This window comes from Marisediminitalea alba, assembly GCF_002993365.1.
In the GTDB taxonomy this organism is placed as follows: domain Bacteria; phylum Pseudomonadota; class Gammaproteobacteria; order Enterobacterales; family Alteromonadaceae; genus Alteromonas; species Alteromonas alba.
Genome location: NZ_PVNP01000142.1, coordinates 43,384 through 61,894 on the forward strand (window position 1 = coordinate 43,384; position 18,511 = coordinate 61,894).

Annotated in this window: 17 protein-coding genes; 9 read left to right on the forward strand and 8 right to left on the reverse strand. The window is 50.1% G+C overall.

The features are described 5' to 3' along the window. Positions 1-82 precede the first annotated feature (82 nt). Genes pcnB through panC form a run of 4 tightly spaced genes read left to right on the forward strand, consistent with a single transcriptional unit; the run spans position 83 to position 3,568 of the window. Positions 83-1,372 carry a polynucleotide adenylyltransferase PcnB gene (pcnB, locus tag C6Y40_RS13020; protein ID WP_105934966.1) on the forward strand — a complete coding sequence of 430 codons (1,290 nt, stop codon included), beginning with the start codon at positions 83-85 and terminating at the stop codon, positions 1,370-1,372. After that, the gene (folK, locus tag C6Y40_RS13025; protein ID WP_105934950.1) at positions 1,362-1,877 is read left to right on the forward strand and encodes a 2-amino-4-hydroxy-6-hydroxymethyldihydropteridine diphosphokinase; all 516 of its coding nucleotides are present in this window, start codon (positions 1,362-1,364) and stop codon (positions 1,875-1,877) included. Before pcnB ends, folK begins: the two co-directional genes overlap by 11 nt. 36 nt (positions 1,878-1,913) lie before the next feature. After that, the gene (gene panB / locus C6Y40_RS13030; protein WP_105934951.1) at positions 1,914-2,711 is read left to right on the forward strand and encodes a 3-methyl-2-oxobutanoate hydroxymethyltransferase; all 798 of its coding nucleotides are present in this window, start codon (positions 1,914-1,916) and stop codon (positions 2,709-2,711) included. Positions 2,712-2,719: 8 nt separating this feature from the next. After that, on the forward strand, positions 2,720-3,568 hold the full coding sequence (gene panC / locus C6Y40_RS13035; RefSeq protein WP_170308482.1) for a pantoate--beta-alanine ligase: 849 nt from the start codon (positions 2,720-2,722) through the stop codon (positions 3,566-3,568). Here panC and panP read toward each other — a convergent pair. The 4 genes from panP to C6Y40_RS13055 all read right to left on the reverse strand — a co-directional run bounded on the left by panP (position 3,559) and on the right by C6Y40_RS13055 (position 7,894). Continuing rightward, on the reverse strand, positions 3,559-5,193 hold the full coding sequence (gene panP / locus C6Y40_RS13040; protein WP_105934967.1) for a pyridoxal-dependent aspartate 1-decarboxylase PanP: 1,635 nt from the start codon (positions 5,191-5,193) through the stop codon (positions 3,559-3,561). The genes panC and panP overlap by 10 nt on opposite strands. Before the next feature lie 324 nt (positions 5,194-5,517). Next, complete coding sequence (gene trmB, locus C6Y40_RS13045; protein ID WP_105934953.1) at positions 5,518-6,198, reverse strand: tRNA (guanine(46)-N(7))-methyltransferase TrmB; 681 nt, start codon at positions 6,196-6,198, stop codon at positions 5,518-5,520. Beyond that, a complete protein-coding gene (locus tag C6Y40_RS13050) occupies positions 6,198-6,971 on the reverse strand; it encodes an ABC transporter permease (protein WP_105934954.1) in 774 nt (257 codons plus the stop codon). Before C6Y40_RS13050 ends, trmB begins: the two co-directional genes overlap by 1 nt. Next, positions 6,971-7,894, reverse strand: coding sequence for an ABC transporter ATP-binding protein (locus C6Y40_RS13055; protein ID WP_105934955.1), 924 nt, complete (start codon positions 7,892-7,894; stop codon positions 6,971-6,973). Before C6Y40_RS13055 ends, C6Y40_RS13050 begins: the two co-directional genes overlap by 1 nt. A gap of 387 nt (positions 7,895-8,281) precedes the next feature. Between C6Y40_RS13055 and C6Y40_RS13060 the strand changes: the two genes are divergently transcribed. Then, a complete protein-coding gene (locus tag C6Y40_RS13060) occupies positions 8,282-9,199 on the forward strand; it encodes a GGDEF domain-containing response regulator (RefSeq protein ID WP_170308478.1) in 918 nt (305 codons plus the stop codon). 3 nt (positions 9,200-9,202) lie between these two features. Here the strand turns inward: C6Y40_RS13060 and pdsO are convergent, their stop codons facing one another. Further along, positions 9,203-9,931, reverse strand: a complete 729-nt coding sequence (gene pdsO, locus C6Y40_RS13065) for a sortase-associated OmpA-like protein PdsO (RefSeq protein ID WP_170308479.1) — start codon at positions 9,929-9,931, stop codon at positions 9,203-9,205. Positions 9,932-10,059: 128 nt separating this feature from the next. On the opposite strand from pdsO, the gene C6Y40_RS25415 reads away from it, so the two are divergent. From C6Y40_RS25415 to C6Y40_RS13080, 4 genes are read left to right on the forward strand one after another with little or no spacing between them, the layout of a single operon-like run. Beyond that, the gene (locus tag C6Y40_RS25415) at positions 10,060-10,191 is read left to right on the forward strand and encodes a hypothetical protein (protein WP_276309520.1); all 132 of its coding nucleotides are present in this window, start codon (positions 10,060-10,062) and stop codon (positions 10,189-10,191) included. Positions 10,192-10,223: 32 nt separating this feature from the next. Continuing rightward, positions 10,224-10,913, forward strand: coding sequence for a proteobacterial dedicated sortase system response regulator (gene pdsR / locus C6Y40_RS13070; protein ID WP_105934958.1), 690 nt, complete (start codon positions 10,224-10,226; stop codon positions 10,911-10,913). Between the two features lie 26 nt (positions 10,914-10,939). Continuing rightward, a complete protein-coding gene (gene pdsS / locus C6Y40_RS13075; RefSeq protein ID WP_105934959.1) occupies positions 10,940-13,108 on the forward strand; it encodes a proteobacterial dedicated sortase system histidine kinase in 2,169 nt (722 codons plus the stop codon). Positions 13,109-13,125: 17 nt separating this feature from the next. Continuing rightward, positions 13,126-13,560 (forward strand): hypothetical protein, encoded by a 435-nt coding sequence (locus C6Y40_RS13080; protein ID WP_105934960.1) that lies wholly within the window; start codon positions 13,126-13,128, stop codon positions 13,558-13,560. 16 nt (positions 13,561-13,576) lie between these two features. Here C6Y40_RS13080 and C6Y40_RS13085 read toward each other — a convergent pair whose 3' ends face one another. From C6Y40_RS13085 to C6Y40_RS13095, 3 genes are all read right to left on the reverse strand, one after another. Further along, the gene (locus C6Y40_RS13085; RefSeq protein WP_105934961.1) at positions 13,577-14,659 is read right to left on the reverse strand and encodes a CNNM domain-containing protein; all 1,083 of its coding nucleotides are present in this window, start codon (positions 14,657-14,659) and stop codon (positions 13,577-13,579) included. 340 nt (positions 14,660-14,999) lie between these two features. Then, positions 15,000-16,667: a carbon starvation CstA family protein gene (locus C6Y40_RS13090; RefSeq protein WP_105934962.1), complete on the reverse strand. Its 1,668-nt coding sequence runs from the start codon at positions 16,665-16,667 to the stop codon at positions 15,000-15,002. A 733-nt stretch (positions 16,668-17,400) separates the two neighbouring features. Beyond that, positions 17,401-18,438, reverse strand: coding sequence for an IS110 family RNA-guided transposase (locus C6Y40_RS13095; RefSeq protein ID WP_105933382.1), 1,038 nt, complete (start codon positions 18,436-18,438; stop codon positions 17,401-17,403). Between the last annotated feature and the right edge of the window lie 73 nt (positions 18,439-18,511).

Genomic DNA, 18,511 nt, shown 5'->3' on the forward strand with positions numbered 1-18,511 from the left:
CATCATTACCCGCGTTCTGGACAAGGTGAAACGCGCATTGAGTCGCGACAGTGAACAAGCCCCGCTGATTGAAGGTGTGGTGATCCCTCGCGCTGAACATGCAATATCCCGGGAAGACATTAGTGATAATGCCCTTAAGGTGATGTACCGCCTGAATAACGCCGGGTTTTCTGCTTACCTGGTAGGCGGTTGTGTGCGCGACCTGATGCTGGGCCATAAACCCAAAGATTTCGATGTCGTCACCAATGCCACCCCCGAGCAGATCAAAGGGTTATTTCGCAACTGTCGCCTTATTGGTCGCCGTTTTCGCCTGGCGCACATTGTCTTTGGTCGTGAAATCATTGAAGTTGCAACCTTTCGTGGCCACCACAATGAAGACCAGTCGCTGGCCAAACAGGATGAGCAGGGACAACTGGTAAGAGACAATGTGTTTGGCACCATTGAAGAAGATGCCGAACGCCGTGACTTCACCTTTAATGCCATGTATTACGATGTGGCGACTTTCTCTGTCACGGATTTTGCCAATGGCATCAATGCCATTAAGCGACGCGAAGTTGATTTAATTGGCGACCCTGAGGTCCGCTATCGGGAAGATCCGGTCAGAATGCTGCGTGCTGTGCGTTTTGCTGCCAAACTGGATATGACCATCAACCCGCGTACGGCAGAGCCCATCCGTGAACTGGCGCATTTGTTATCCAATATCCCTCCGGCCCGCCTGTTTGAAGAAATGCTCAAACTGTTTTTGTCTGGTCAGGGTCTGAAAACATTCCGCATGCTGCGCGAATACCACCTTCTGGAGCCACTGTTCCCGATGCTTGGTAAGGTGTTTGCCGCGGCTGACAGCAAGGAAATAGCACTAATAGAACGGGTATTGGTCAATACCGACGAACGTATTAACACCGGGCAGCGGGTCACACCGGCTTTCCTGATTGCCACTTTATTGTGGTACCCAGTAGAAGAGCATGCCACCAAACTCCAGTCAGAGGCAGGCTTGAACGCCCACGATGCATTCAATATTGCCATGGGTGATGTATTACATCGCCAATCCCAGCGCATTATGATCCCCAAACGATTCAGCACTGTGGTGCGTGATATCTGGCACCTGCAGCAGCGGTTACCAAGGCGCTTTGGCCGCCGGGCTTTCCAACTGTTGTCACATCCGAAATTCCGTGCAGCGTACGACTTTTTGCTCGCCCGCGGCCAGACTGAAGGCGGCGCCCTGCTTGAACTGGCCGATTGGTGGACCCAGTTTCAGGATGCCGTGCCCAATCAGCAGAAGAAAATGCTTAACACGCTGCGTCAGGAAGAAGGTGGAGCCCAGCGTAAACGCCGCCGTCCCAGAAAGCCGAAATCCGAAAATCATGTCCAGTAAGCATAGTGTTTATATTGGCCTGGGCAGTAATCTGGGCGAGTCACTGAGCCAGTTGATATCGGCTATTTGTGCGATCAGTGAATTGCCGGATACCCAGGTACAAAAAGCCTCCTCTTTTTATCAGAGTAAGCCTATGGGCCCGCAGGATCAGCCGGTTTATGTTAACGCTATTGCACGCATTACAACCGCTTTAGATCCCCATGAGTTATTATCCAGTCTGCAAAAAATCGAACATCATCACGGCCGGGTCCGCGATGGTGAGCGCTGGGGGCCGCGCACCCTCGATTTGGATATTCTGCTGTATGATACCGAGACCATCAAAACCGATGATCTGATCATTCCACATATTGGTATGGCCGAGCGCGAGTTTGTGTTGGTTCCGCTGTTTGAAATTGCGCCGGATATGATTATGCCGGACGGACTGCCGCTGTCAGTGTGGGTGTCACGCTGCTCGTTGGACGGTCTTAAGCGCCTCGCCTCAATCAACGAGACATCCACTCTGTAACGGCCCTGTCGCCTTTATTGCATTGGGAGAATGCCCATGAAAAAAGTCACTATTTCGACGCTGATTAAACAAAAACAACAGGGTGAGAAAATCACCGCCCTGACAGCCTATGATGCCAGCTTCGCCAAGCTATTTGATGAACAGGGTATTGATGTGCTGTTAATCGGTGACTCGCTGGGCATGGTATTACAAGGCCAGGACAGCACGCTGCCGGTGACGACGGCAGACGTTGCCTACCACACCCGCTCGGTTGCCGCGGGTGTGAACGCAGCCTTTGTTATTGCCGATATGCCGTTTATGTCCTATGCCACGCCCGCCCAGGCTTTTGAAAACGCTGCGGCCTTAATGGCCGCAGGTGCCAGCATGGTAAAACTGGAAGGCGGCGCCTGGTTATGCGAGACCATCACCGGTCTTAAGCAACGCGGTGTGCCGGTTTGCGGTCATCTGGGTCTTACCCCGCAATCGGTGAATGTCTTTGGTGGCTTTAAAGTACAAGGTCGTGAAGAAGACAAAGCACAACAGCTGATAGATGACGCGCTGGCGCTAGAAGCCGCTGGTGCGCAGATGCTGGTGCTAGAGTGTGTGCCCACACCGCTGGGTAAAACGGTCAGCGAACAGCTGAACATTCCGGTGATTGGCATTGGCGCCGGCGTGCACACCGACGGCCAGATCCTGGTGATGCACGACATGTTTGGCGTAAGCGCTAACTATATGCCAAAGTTTTCAAAAAACTACCTTGCCGAAACCGGTGATCTGCGCAAGGCCGTTGCCCTGTATATTGAACAAGTAAAAAACGGCCTGTTCCCCGGCCCCGAACATAGCTTTGACAAATAATGCAATTTATTGAATCACTAAACACCTTACGAGAACTGCGTCAAAGCTGGCGCAACGCCGATCATACCGTTGCTTTTGTACCCACTATGGGTAATCTGCACGATGGCCACCTGGATTTAGTTAAGCAGGCCAAAAACCTGGCTGATAAAGTGGTGGTGTCGATTTTCGTTAACCCCATGCAATTTGGTGCCAATGAAGATCTGGACGCCTATCCACGAACGCTCGACGCCGATCGCAGCAAGCTTGAGGCGCACGACGTTGACGCGCTGTTTTTCCCGGCGGTTGATGACGTTTATCCACGCGGCTTAAGCGAACAAACCTTTGTGGAAGTACCCGGTATTTCTGATTTGCTGTGCGGCGCGAGTCGTCCCGGTCATTTCCGCGGTGTGGCGACCATCGTCTGCAAGCTGTTTAACATGGTACAGCCAGATGTAGCTTGTTTTGGTGAGAAAGACTTCCAGCAGTTACAGGTGATCCGCACCATGGTGGAAGATTTATCCATGCCGATTAATATTGTTGGCGTGCCCACAAGACGTCAGGAAGATGGACTGGCAATGAGTTCCCGTAATGGTTACCTCAGCGCTGAACAACGGACTACCGCTACGCAGATATACGCCGCCATGGAGCAAATGCGTAAAGCTATTTGTGCGCGGCAGGACAGCTATGCTGACATTGAACGCATAGCATCGCAATCGCTCATGGCTGCCGGCCTTAAGCCGGAGTATGTCACCATTCGCAATGCCAGAAACCTGCAACCTGCCGAGCCGGGTGACTATCAGCTCGTCATTCTGATGGCAGCTTTTATGGGCACTACGCGTTTAATCGATAATATGCAGATTACACTGGATCAGGCTTGATCCAGTGTTGCAGGCGTACTCACCGCCAGTAATTCCTGCCATACGCGGTTGCGACTGGCAATGGCGTGTTGCTCTTCCAGAATCGCTCTGAGATCGCGGGTGGTGGTCATTGGATTGGCCAGTACCACACGGAAAACCGTAATGGGATATGCACCATACACCGGGCATTCTAAACGGGTTCGTGACACAAATGATTTACCGGCCTCACGCTGCAATTTCTGCACGTTAACTACCAGTCGGTCTACTTTGCTGTTCAGCCGTTGAGCCTGCACCTGCGGTAGCATTTTCAGTTGTTCCTGAATAGCCGCCGGACAAACCCTATAGGTCATAATAGACAATGTCGGTGAAGTAATCAGCTCAAAATCAGGGTGAGCCTCAATCATAGCGGCAAATTTTTTGGCTTTCTCGATACTCTGGTTAATCAGCAGCTCATAGCCGCGGCGGCCCAGGATGTGCAATGACGAATACACCATCATGGCCATACCGTTACGGGAACCTTCCAGAGTAGTAGCGCCCAGATCCTTTGACCCTTCACGCAGAATATATTGCGCATGGTGGCGCACCGCGTTGGCATCTGCCGGGTTCTTAAACAGCGCCATGCCGGCGCCCATGGGCACGTACATTTGTTTGTGCGCGTCAATGGTAACCGAGTCGGCTTTTTCGATGCCTTTTAAGATGCCCCGATAATGCTTGGAAAACAGCGTCGCACCGCCCCAGGCTGCATCTACGTGGAACCAGCATCCCAGTTCCTCTGCCACATCGGCCAGTTCGTCGAGCGGATCAACATGACCAGTTTCAGTGGTGCCGCCAATACCAACGATGGCCAGCAGTTTATTGCCCTGTTCCTGATATTCGCGGCCTTTTCTGAGCGCCTCAGCGGGATCCAGGACCTGCTCAGGACATGGCAATGTAATTAGGTTTTCGCGCCCAATCCCCAGAACATCCACTGCTTTTGAGAGGCTGTAGTGACCGCGCCGCGAGCACAACACGCCGAGGTTATCGATATCATAGTGGCGGTAAGCACTGGCCAGTCCGGCTCTGGCTACCCCAGGGAAACGGCCCTGTGGACCTAGGATTTTATTGCGTGCTACCCACAGTGCGGTAATGTTGGCAACGGTACCACCTGAGCAAAATGCGCCCAGCGCGTGCCGGGCACTGTGCAGGTATTGTTCGTAAAAGCTTTCGTCCTGCTCGTACACCAGATTGTGCATCATCCCTAATACCTGGCGTTCAAGTGGGGTAAATGCTTTTGATGTCTCGATTTTAACCAGGTTCTGATTCAAACCCACCAGCAGCTTGGCCAGCGATAAATGAAAATACGGCAGCGCCGATGTCATATGGCCTATAAAGGTGGGAGAGTAGGTATTCACTGAATGGGCAACCAGCTTTTCCAACAGGTTTTCAGCGTGTGTAGACACAAACTCAGGCGACTCAGGCATCATTGCATCGGCAAAGTCCTGTTCGACTTCTTCCAGCGAGGTTTTCTTGGTAACGACGTGTTGCGACAAGAAATCCAGGATATTGTCTGAAAGGTGTTCTTCAATTTGTGCCAGCTTAGAGTCTTTGTGCTCTGGCTTGGTAAAAACCCGAAACAGGTGCTTCAAGCTTACTTGTGCTTCACCCACACTGTACACCTCTCGAATTGAAAATGATAACTGCGCTGATGCTTTGCCACACTGACTGTTAAACGCTCGCGCAACATCGCTATCCGGCCCAATCTGAAACTCATGCCGGATACTTAGCAATGACCTTTCACAGCCCCTGACTGTAGCGCAGATTACCCGCCACGCCAAGGCCAGCCAGTGTTTCTTACGCTAAACAGCCAGTAAAAAGCTCTTCCGGGGCTGCCCCAAAAAGAATGCGATTATAAGGATTTTCTAACAAAAACCCATGAAAATCTGTCATATTAGTGACACAAATCCGCATTTTAACCGCTTTAGTGTAAGGCTCTATTGCACCATTGCCCCGAGTAAATGCCAGCATTGCTGTCCGCTGTCCTGATACTTTTGCTCAAAAGGCGTTAGCGCCGGTTGCTGCGAATTAACCTCAGCAATCTCGCACTGCATGCCGTATTTAGCTGCGGCAACAGCGAACTCTTCAATGTAAATCAACCAATTACTTCGCACTTCAATACGAGGAGACAAAGCCATGAGATCGGGCATAGCCTGACTCGCATGCCATCGCTTTTGTACCTGAGAGGATTTAGGATACGGATTGGGATACAACAGATAATGGGCGCTGATACGCCATGGGCTCTGCTGACACGCAACCCGCATGAGCCGCCAGAAGTCGACGACGTCAGCCCGCACGACCCGGTAGTTGTCCTGCTCGTTCTGATAGTGCTGGTGCTTATTAACGCGCAGCGCCGATTTGTCGATGCCGACAATCCGCGCCTGCGGATAGCGTTCAGCCAAGCCGGCCGTGCTTTTACCCACGCCACAGCAGGAGTCGAGGATCACCTCGCCCTGCCAGTCACTCAGCCAGTCTGCCACGTCATCAAAAGCCTGCTGGGTATGGGCGTGGATGGGGCGACGGTTTTCAGTACGCTGGTACTTTTCAACTATCGCCTCAAGCTTTTCGTGAACGCCATCTTGCTGACTTTCTACGGTTCGTGAATTTCCCCGCATGATTAAGAACGGATCCCGGTACCGCGTTTCAGCAGTGTGTAGGCAAGAGTAAATAATGCCAGGTTAAACAACACCAGCAGGCCCATGGCCAGACCGATATTGACATCAGATACCCCTAAAAAGCCGTAACGGAAACCGTTAACCATATATACGATAGGGTTTGCCTTACTGACCCACTGCCAGAACTCAGGTAACAGTGTCAGCGAGTAAAATACGCCGCCCAGGTAAGTAAGTGGAGTTAGCACGAAAGTAGGGATCAGGCTGATATCGTCAAAAGTTTTGGCAAAAATACCGTTAACCAGACCCGCCGTAGCAAACAGTGTTGCGGTGAGCAGTAAGGTCAGCACAATGATCGCAAGATTGTGGATATGAACATCCACAAATAACATCGAAACCACTGTTACAATCAGGCCAATTAACATAGCCCGGGCAACACCGCCGCCTACATAGCCCAGAATAATGACCGACGTAGGTACCGGCGCCACCAGCATTTCTTCCAGGTTACGCTGGAACTTAGCACTGAAAAATGACGACGAAACATTGGCATAAGAGTTAGTGATCACCGACATCATGATAAGGCCTGGGACGATGAACTCCATATAAGTAAAGCCGCCCATCTGACCGATACGCTCACCGATGAGGTTACCAAAAATAACAAAGTACAAACTCATGGTAATGGCTGGCGGCACCAGAGTCTGTACCCAAATGCGCAGAAAGCGCGTGCACTCTTTTATCCAGATGGTGGTTAAAGCTATCCAGTTGTTTCCGGCAGACATTACACCGACTCCTTACGTCCGGCTTCAACCAGACTAACAAATAATTCTTCCAGGCGATTGGCTTTGTTACGCATACTCATTACCTGTATGCCCTGCTCCGTCAGTTGACTGAACACCGGATTCAGGCCATCGGATTTGGCCACGTCTACTTCCAGCGTACTGCTATCGAGTAAGCGGTATTCGAAGCCCTCAAGGCTAACATCGGCCGTTTCGCCCTGTAAATCCAGCACAAAGGTTTCGATATTGAGCTTGGATAACAGTGCCTTCATAGAGGTATTTTCAACAATCAGTCCTTTGTCGATGATGGCAATATTACGACACAGCATTTCCGCTTCTTCCAGGTAATGCGTAGTCAGAATGATAGTAATTCCCTGGCTATTTATTTCCTGCAGGAACTGCCACATTGAGCGTCTGATCTCAATATCCACGCCGGCTGTGGGTTCATCGAGAATGAGCATTTTTGGCTCATGCATTAAGGCTCTGGCAATCATCAGACGACGCTTCATACCGCCAGATAATTCGCGCGCGCGGGCATTGCGCTTTTCCCATAAATCGAGTTGCGATAAGTATTTTTCGGCCCGCTCGTGAGCTACGTTGCGAGGCACGCCATAATAGCCGGCCTGATTAAGCACGATCTGCAATACCGTTTCGAACTGGTTGAAGTTAAACTCCTGCGGCACCAGACCAATGCAGGACTTGGCCAGTTCTTTTTGCTTATCCAAATCATAACCAAACACTTTTACGTCGCCTGAGGTTTGGTTTACCAACGAACTGATGATGCCAATGGTTGTTGATTTACCCGCCCCGTTTGGGCCGAGCAGGGCGAAAAAGTCACCCTCTTGCACACTCAGCTCAACGCCCTTTAAGGCATGAACTGAGCCACGGTAGGTTTTTGTTAACCCCGAGATTGTTAACGCTTGCATGCTGATTTCCGTGTTTATTGTTGTGTTACCCTGGGGGGCAGGAATTGGCAAATGGTATGGCTATACACCATACTCGCCTGACCATCCAACCCAACGTCTGTTATTGGTATTTCGTTTTTGTGGCGGGAGGCCTGAGCACAACGGGTTCAGATAGAATTAGATTTCCCATCTATTATGGTAACAAATTTACAGAATTAAAGTGTCTACTTTGCCGGACAAACCATTTCAAAAAACCAATAAAGTATTAAAAAATATACTATAAAGCAATTATACATACCAAAGTTATACCTATTGCCCGCGTTTAAGGTTTGTTTTCCTTCTATCCCGTGCTATTTTTACATGTTAGCAACAACGCATCTATTTAATGGTGGCTCGAAAGTTCCTCTCATGTCCATTCAATCCACGAAAAACATCGAGTCCTGCCTGGTTTTAATCGTAGATGATGATCACCTCAGTAGTACGCTGGTTGCTAATATCCTGAATAACCTTTGCCGCTCTTTCACTGCTTCCTCTGCTGCCGACGCCATAGAATTTTGTGAAAACAAACTACCTGACTTACTGGTGGTTGACGTAAACATGCCTGATATCAATGGCCTGGAGCTCTGCCGCCAACTAAAAGCCCGTAATGATACCGCTGATATCCCGGTTATCTTTATTACCGCGGATTTAGGTAAAGACGCCCAGGTCGACTGCTGGGAAGCCGGTGGCAATGATTTTGTGACCAAACCGGTGGTGGCCCAGACCATTGTTCACCGCGTCCGTAATCAGTTACTGAGTAAGCTGCGCCTCGACGCCTTAAGAAAGCTCAGTTATGAAGACAGTCTGACCGGCCTCTACAATCGCAATTATCTGAATGAGGAATATCCCCGCTTATCGCGCCAACTGATGCGCAACCACCAGCCACTAGGGCTGATTATCTTCGATGTGGATTACTTCAAACAGTACAATGATATTTATGGCCATCTGAAAGGTGATATTTGTCTGGAAAAAGTGTCGGCAGTACTGAAACGTTATACGCGCCGGGCCCGTGATGCCGTGGTCAGATACGGGGGAGAGGAATTTATTATGCTGCTACCGAATACCGGACTCTCCGGTACCAGGGAGATAGCTAATCAGATTTTAACCGATATCTATCAGTTGGAAATAGCGCACAAGCACTCACCTTTTGAACGGGTTACCCTGAGTGCTGGTGCAGTGAGTATTCAGAATATAGAACGCTATCCCCTCAATGATGTCATCGAACAGGCTGATATCAACCTGTACGATGCAAAGCTGAAAGGGAAGAACAAGGTGGTTACCGGCTAACCGCTATCGCTGTGCGGTTAACGTTGGATCTTCCTCACCAAGCTCAATGACCACCTTACGGTCAAAGAAAGTGCCTTCATACTCTTTATGTTTACTGCGTTCCTCGCCTAACGCCAGGGTTAGTACCTGCTTTTCGTCTACACCCTGATTAAGCAGGTATTGCTTTACGCTAATTGCCCGTTGCATAGACAGCGCCTGATTGTACTGAGCATCGCCCCGCTGATCGGCATGGCCGGTAAGGCGAGCCTGCAACGATGGGTAGCCGCGTAACGCTTTGGCAATCAGATCCAATTGCTGCTGGTAATCCGGCGCAATGTCATAGGCACCGGTTTGAAACTGCACCACACTCTGCAAGGTGATGGCCGGCGTATCCTGAGTGCGCGTATCACTTACCTGGGTAGTCATGCTCGCCTGCTGTAACTGTTGAATCTGGCTTTTCATTGCCAGCAAAGAGCGGTCGCGTTGCGACAACAACTCAGCCTGAGCGGTTAACCTTGCCTGATTGGCCTGTAGTTCTTTGTCCTGTTGAATATCATTGCCTACAAAGGCTCCCACTAAGCCAGCGACTGCAGCGCCTACCGGCCCCGCTACCATGGCGCCAATCACCACCCCGGATCCCATACCGATGCCCGCGGCGTGTTCATAAGTTTTCTCTTTGTCACTAGCCATGGCTGGCGCCACTGAAGTTAAGCAAGACATTGCTAGTGCGGCTGAAATGATAGTTTTACGCATAATAGTTTCCTCTGGGTAATCAATTTGTGTTTCGCTGTGAACGATATGAATTACACCAGTCGGATATGGCGCGGTTGGTGTCAGCTTGTGGCAATGTGCTGAGCAAAAAAGGAAAAACATGGCAACTTGTGGCGACATTAACCACCAAACACGTTGCCCGTTGCGAAAACCCGCCTACCGCGGAACAAAAGTGGCAGAAAAATGGCAAGCTCGGGGAATTTATGCCGAACTTCCGCCTAACCCTGTTAACTAAGTTATAGTAGGGGCCGGTATTAGACAGGATGAATGATGTATGCCAAAAACCATTGCCATTGTTGAAGATGATATTGCTATCCGTGATAACTACACCGCCGTGCTGAGCGGACAAGGCTACACGGTTCAGGCTTATGCTGACCGCCCGTCGGCCAGCCTGGCATTCAGCCAGTCTCTCCCCGATCTTGCTATTATCGACATCGGCCTGAATGACGAGATGGAAGGCGGCTTTATGCTGTGTCAGCAGTTACGTCAGCTTTCTCAATCGCTACCAATCATTTTTTTTACTGCCAGGGATAATGACGTGGATACCATCAGCGGGCTGCGTATGGGTGCCGATGACTACCTGACTAAAGATATCAGCATGGCCCACCTGTTGGCGCGCATTGCCGCCCTGTTCCGACGCACAGACTTACTTGCCACGCCCAAACAGGACTCAGATACCATTCGCCTTGGCCATCTTAACGTGGATGTCAGCCGTATGACGGTGAGCTGGAAGGATATTCCGGTGGCCCTGACCGTTACCGAATTCTGGATGTTACACGCTCTGATCAAACGCCCGGGGCATGTGAAAAGCCGCCAGCAACTGATGGACGAGTCGCGCATGGTCGTCGATGACTCCACCATTACGTCACATATTAAGCGTATGCGAAAAAAGTTTGTCCAGCTCGACGAAAGCTTTGACCATATTGATACGGTCTACGGCATGGGATATCGCTGGCAGCAATAGCTGACCGGTATAAAAGGATCAGACTGGTGAAGTTACGTTTTTCAATTCGTCTGCAGTTATTGGTACTGTCGCTTTTCTTGTTTGCGATTCCGTGGCTCGGCTATAAATATGTCTGGGAGCTGGAACAATACCTGCGCATCGGCCAGGAACAAACCATGATTGGTACGGCCAGAGCAGTTGCCACTGCGTTGCACGAGCGCCCTGCCTTGTTTGACAGCCAGTCCGCATATTTACAAAACGTCCGCCCGGGTACTGATTTATACGCCCCACCTATTGATGTCCCCATTCAGCTCGATGGCCGGTTACAGGAATGGCAGGCAGTATCACCGCTCATCCAGTCTTATAACGAAGAGAACGTGGTTACCTGGTTTGCTGAACAGAATGTGCCGGTTACCCTGTCGGTAGAGCACATGGTGGGACGTTACGATCAGTACTTTTATGCCATGTTCGCGGTCACCGATGACAAAGTAGTTTTTCGAGCGCCTAATAGCCTTAGCGTTGATCGCTCCGATCATCTGCTGATCGGTATGCTGGATGCGCAGGATACCCTGCACCGCTATATTATTTCTCCTTACGACTCCGGCTGGGTGAATGCTTACCAGCTTGATGACAACCCCGGTCGCTTTCGTGCCGTCGATAACGCGCTGGAAATTCAGGGCCGCTGGGAGCTGACCAGTACCGGATATAATGTTGAGCTGCGCTTTCCGATTACCATGACCTCCGGCGCCCTGGCCTTCGCCATTGTCGATGTTGACGACCCGGCTAACCGCGCCAAACAGTATGCCGTGGGCACCGCCAATCCCAACCAGAGCGATGACCTTGGAACCGTGGTAACCCCATCACCGGAAATCGAGCGGATACTTTCCGGGTTGCGCTACGCCGACTCCCGTGTATGGGTTATCGATAAACACAAACGGGTACTGGCCCGCTCGGGCTCTATCCACTCTTCTCTCGGGCTTAATGCAGGCAGCCAGAAAAGCAGCAGTCAGGGATGGTGGCACTATATTGAACAGCAATGGTTGTTGCCGCTCTATTACCAGATACTCACCCGTCCGCCCGGCGATTTTGTGGACGAACTGGCAGACGCCTACGCGCTGGCAGGCAAAGATATCAATCACGCGCTGAGTGGCCAGCCAGATTCCCTGTGGCGCCTGACCCCGGACAACAAGGCGGTGATACTGTCGGCCGCTTATCCCATTTACATTGGCGACTCCGTCATGGGTGCGGTTGTCGTTGAACAAACCACCCACGGGATCCGCACATTGCGTAACCGGGCGCTGGAACAGCTTTTTCACGTTATTCTTGCGGTAATGCTACTAGGTACACTCGGTTTGCTGATGTTTGCGCACCGTATCTCCAGCCGAATTCGCAACTTACGTGACGATACCGAAGCGGTCATCGACCCCAACGGCAAAATTATTGGCAGTCTGCCGCCATCCCGCCACGGTGATGAAATAGGCGACTTATCCCGCTCATTCAGCGCTGTGTTGAGCCGCCTGCAACAGTACAATTCCTATCTTGAGAACATGGCGTCCCGACTTTCCCACGAACTGCGCACGCCCATAGCGGTGGTACGTTCCTCTCTGGATACCCTCGATGAGGTACAAGATCCTGCCCGGCAGCAGGTATTCCTCAGCCGCGCACAATCGGGCATCAGCCGCCTGAGCAGCATTCTTAACAGTATGAGCGAAGCTACGCGATTAGAGCAGATGATCAGTCAGGAAGACACCGAACGCTTCGATATCGTTAAAGTGGTGGGTGGTTGCGTAGAAGGCTATCAGCACGCATACCCCCACCGCCAGTTTGCGCTCAGGCTCAGTTGCGAGAAAGTGCAACTCAATGGCTCACCGGATTTGGTTGCCCAGATGCTGGACAAAATCATCGCCAATGCAGTGGAATTCAGCCAGCCAGAGAGTACTATTGCCCTGCATATGTGGCAGGAACAGCGCACTGTTAAACTGAGTATTACCAATACCGGTCCATTGCTGCCCAAAGGCATGCATGAGCAGCTGACCCAGTCCATGGTGTCGGTGCGCGCAGAAGGCAATAATGCCGACGGCCCGCCGCATTTAGGCCTGGGGCTGTATATTGCCAATATGATTGTGGCCTTTCACAAAGGTAACATTGTGCTGCAGGATTTACCGGACAAGACCGGGGTCTGCGTGGTAATTTCATTACCCGTTCCCCAGAACTAACCAGAAAAGGCGAAATCATGAGCGAAGCTGATCCGCGGATCGTGGCACTGGAAAAGCAGTTCAACCAGATACACGTGCAATTGTTTGATACTTTCAGTCACGCCCAGTCGGCAGTGATGACGGTGATGCAAACCGGCCGGGATATTGACGAAAACCAGGATGACTTTACTCAGCTTAAACGAGACTTTGAGGTCGCGGTGGCAATGTACCCGGGCAACGACCAGACTATGCAGCAGAAAATCACAGCCACCAATGAGCTGGCGGCGAGTCAGCAGACCTCAAATGTACATTTAACTCAGGTATGGGCGGCGGCGGTATCAGCACTATCCTGCGACCGCATGCTGGCGATGATCCCAACGGATTTGCAGGACGATCCCGAAGTGGCTGGTGAATTACAGCACAAACGCCGGGAACATCTGGCAATGTGGCAGGAGCGATTGGAAAACCCTTAACGCTATCGGCGCCGGGCTACTTTTTACCCGGCGCCGATGTCATACTGCTATCCGGCACATTTTTTAGCATCATCAGCTGCTTACGGCGATGCATAACGTAAGCCAGGCGGCGCATGCTGACATTGGTATCCTTTTCATCCTCAATATCCACTCCAAGTAATCTTTCCAGCAGATCCTCCAGGGTCAGAATGCCTTCCAGGCCACCGTACTCATCAACAACCAGCACGATATGCACATGATTTTTAATAAACTGATCAAAGGTGGATGACAGCGGCATGGAGCCCAGTACCGTGACCATGCTCATGCGGTATTGTGACAACGGATTGTCGCCATGGCCTTTAGCCTGGGCAACCAGCAGGTCAGAACGCATCACAAAGCCGGTGACTTGCTCTGAATCGCCCTCTTCATAAATAGGGATGCGTGAATATTTTATGCTGCCATGTTTATGGAAAAACTCAGTGATAGTGAGTGTTTCCGGTACCGAGAAAACCTGGGTACGGTGGGTGATGGCATCTTTTACCGCGAGCTCATTGAGGGTAAGCAGACTCTTCATTACCGAAGCTTCATGCTCATTGAGCTGGCCTTCTTCGCCACTCAGCTCGGCCATAGCATGCAGCTCAGCCCGATTAAGGCCACGCAAGGGACTCTCTTCTTTAAAGCCTTTAGTCAACCATTCCGACATCTTTACAAAAGGATAAAGGAGAATAACCAGGTACTTAAGGAAATAGGCGGTGATGGGCGCCAGAGCGCGCCAGAATGTTGCACCCAGTGTTTTGGGAATAATCTCCGAAAAGACCAGGATCAGCAGGGTAAGGATTGCCGAAATAAGGCCCAGATAAGCATCGCCGAAGACGATTGCCGCCTGAGCACCAGCGCCTGCGGCGCCCATGGTATGGGCAATAGTGTTGAGGGTTAAAATGGCTGATAAGGGGCGATTGATATCCTCGGTAAGATGGCGCAGTACCGCACCACTGGGTTTCTGCTCTTTTTCCAGAACAGAAATATAGGCTGAAGAAACGCTCAGGATCACCGCCTCGGCGATGGAACACAAGAATGAAAATCCCAGTGCGATAATCACGTAAACGAGCAATAAAATCATGTAAAGCAGTCCATTGAGTCAAGTGTACAAGGGTTATTATGAGGCCTTATCCGGTGGATACAAGCACAGTCGATGGTAACAAACTATCTAATACCAAAGAATAATTAACAAAAACAAACCAATTTGTTACATTTAGCTTACATTCGATGAAAAAGAGGCTCGAATTATGACTAAAGCTAAATTGTCAGATCAAGTTTCACTGGTGTTATATTCTGTTTCGTTAATGATCATTACTGCGGGTGTTTTTAACGCATATCTCTAAACGCAAAAGCTCTTCAGGAGTATGCGTTGCTAGCACATAAAGTAAAAAGCCGTCAGTTGTACTGACGGCTTTTTTTCATCAGGCTGATTGCCTTTTGAACTTACGGATCACCGACCAGGATTCGAGCATTACCAGCACACTAACAATCAACACCACCGCATCTAAAAAGACCAGCAGATAGTTGCCATCAAGGTAGTACTCTTTTAACTTAATAGTTCCCGCTAGGAAAGCCATTACGATAACAAAAGTCATAGGCACCAGGGTATAAATCGCCGGGCGCTTCATTTTAATCAGCATCACTGAAATCACCAGCAGGGTCATACTTGCCAGGATCTGGTTGGTAGAACCAAACAATGGCCAGATAATCATACCGCCGCTGCCAGAAGAGCCTCCGGCACCAAAGGCCAGTAACAAACAGCAGGCAACCGCAACCAGGGTAGCTATCACGCCATTTTTGAGTACCGGTAGCTGATAGATTTCACCCCATTCCTGAATGATGTAGCGCTGTAAACGAACACCCGAGTCCATGGTGGTACCGGCAAACAGCACAACCATGGTGGCCAGAATAGTCGATGAGAACTCTACCGGTAAGCCCCAGCCCTGTTGAATAAGATTAGCGCCACCGGTAATGAATGCTGCCACCGAACCATCACCCAGATGGCTGTATACTTCATGCCACTCTTCTGGTGACGCAGCTAATGCCACACCACTCACCGCAACAATAGTCACCAGGGCAAGACAGCCCTCACCTACCGCACCGAGGTACCCCACAAAGCGGGCATCTGTTTCTTTATCCAGCTGCTTGGAGCTGGTACCCGAGGAAACAATCCCGTGAAAACCCGACACCGCGCCACAGGCAATCGTTACGAATAACAATGGTATTATGCTGGGCGTATCCACAGCAGTCTGAGTGTTAAACGCAGGGGCAGTAATATCCGGTAACGACACAAACACCGCACCATAGAGTAAAAACAAGCCAACCAGCAACTGCATGCCATTAATGAAGTCTCTGGGCTGCAGCAGCATCCACACCGGCAGTAGTGAAGCAATGGCAGCATAGACAAACAGAATAATGATCCAGTTAGCATTAGCAGATAAGCCAAACAGGGTGTCGGGTAATTCGATAGGAATGTAACTACCAGCAAACACCGAGGCGTAAAGCACAATGATCCCCACCAGACACATCGGGATAAGGCTAAAGTTTCGTTTCAGCAACTGACCAATAACCAGTGCTACGGCAATTGCCATCCAGGCAGGAAATACCGCGTCTGGCTGGGATACAAAGGATTTAGCAATGACAACGCCGAACACGGCATTGACCATCAGCAGTACCAGGAATACCACCACCATGAACAGTGAGCGGGTACGCTTACCGATAACATCTTCCGCCAGCGCGCCCATGGATTTACCTTTGTGCCGGCTACTGGCCCACAAAGCCCCCATGTCGTGTACACCGGCAAAAAACATGGTCCCAAATACTACCCAGAGAACGGCAGGAACCCAGCCCCAGTACACCGCGATAGCCGGGCCGACAATTGGCGCAGCGCCCGCTACAGAGGTAAAATGGTGTCCCCACAGAACCACTTTATTGGTAGGGACATAATCCAGCCCATCGCGCAGCTCATGAGCGGGTGTTCTGAAATTAGGGTCGAGCTGGAAAATCCGTTCCGCGATAAATTTTGAATAAACAAACCAGCCCAGCAGCATTCCTGCAATACCGAGCAAAACAATTAACACCGAGGCCATTTGTCCACCTTTTATTGTTAACCTACCGGAGCGATAACTGCCCCCGATAATGATTGCGGCTTAAAAATACGGGTCTGGCTGACCCTGCTGCGCGATTCTAGCGCTTTTTTTTCGTCGCATTGATGTTTTCTTTATAACTATAGACCAATCAACGGCTGAGCAGGATAAATGCAGACACATCGCAAGCTAATACGAAGCCGCCCCCCGTAACAGTCCATATTATTCAAGTGCTGCCTTTTCTGAAATGATAGTAGGGACGATGTTCGTGTTTGCAAACAATACCCGCTCAGGAGGAATTCCCCCTATCAGGTAATAAGGTAATTTGCTCGTCCCTGCATGCTTTTAAGCGGGGACCTCCATGCATGATATCGTGGATTCAATACTTCCTTGGCGAAAAGGCTATATTAGATTAGTTAGCCTTTTATTGGGTTCCCGGATATTCGCTGCGCGAATTCCGGGACGATAATTACCGTCCAAAAACATCGAGTAGGGTGAGGCGTCTCCGCCTCATCCCTCTTATATGGACTCCCTGAAGTAATCAACATCTTTTGAAAAATTAGTAGTAGATGCGCTCTTATATACGGGCTTTAAATGGAGAGCTACTCCTGCCCTTCGATGTATACGCACCAACAGTTCAATTCTCACACACAGTGTTTAGTCACTTGAGAGGACTGGCTGAATTCTGCTGGTTGGTCTTACCATTTATTTTCGCAATTTGTTGATTTACTAACTCTTAGGCTGCTAACAGTATCGGATTGTAATCGTCATTATTCTTTATTAGAGCAACAGCGGTTCTCACCGTTTTATTTGCTAACGCGATGGCAGCAACCTTCTTTCCCCTTCGGTCAACTAACGCCTTCAGCCACTGCTCTTTCACAGTCTTAGGCTCTCTGGATACTGCTTTATTCACTACCGACATTGCTCCCTGATAGAGCAAACTTCGCAATCTTTTATCTGCACAGTTTTTAGAAATATGTCCCAATCGCTCTTTACCGCCGGTCGAATGCTGCTTCGGTGTCAAACCTATGCATGCTGATGCATCCCGGCCTGTATTGAACTCTGTCGCATTTCCCAATCGAACGGTTAACCCCAAAGCAATCAAAGGGCCTACGCCTTCGAGTTTACTTAATTTCTGGCAAACAGGATTATGCCGCGTGTGTTCTGCTATGAGCCTGTCATAACTTTCTATTTGAGTCGTATAGAGTTGTAACATTTGTGACTGCGCAGCCAAAGCCTGACGATAATTCATCGGCAAGCCGTTTTCTGCATCTTCTAAAATGTCAGGCAGCGCAGTGACTAAATGATTTAACCCCTTTGCTATCACAATCCCGAATTCCGTCAACAGTCCTCGTATCTGGTTTGCCAACGCCGTCCTTTGCTCCAACTGCAGCATTCGCACCCGCTCCAGGGCCTGAAGACCCTGTTCATCTTCCTCCATGATGCCACAAGAGTTTATATGAGGTAATTGAGCCGCAATACCGATAGCGTAGGCGTCATTTTTATCTGTTTTTTGCTTTAATTGCAGCCCTTTTACTGCGCGAGGCTGAATGATTTTTACTTGATGACCATGCCGCCTCGCTAAACGCGCCCAGTAATTCGAGCCACCACAGGCTTCCATTGCCACTAACGCTGACACATGGTTTCCCAGAAGTGCTATCAATGCTTTACGACTCATTGCTTTGTTATAATCAATTTTTCCGTCACTGTTGAACTTGCAAACCTGAAAGGAATGCTTTGCAAGGTCAATTGCAATAATTGTATTCTTAATCATGTATGGACCCCTTTGGCTAATTTGACAATTAAGACCGTACCCCTTTCAGGGAAGGGAGTCCATACATCTCACA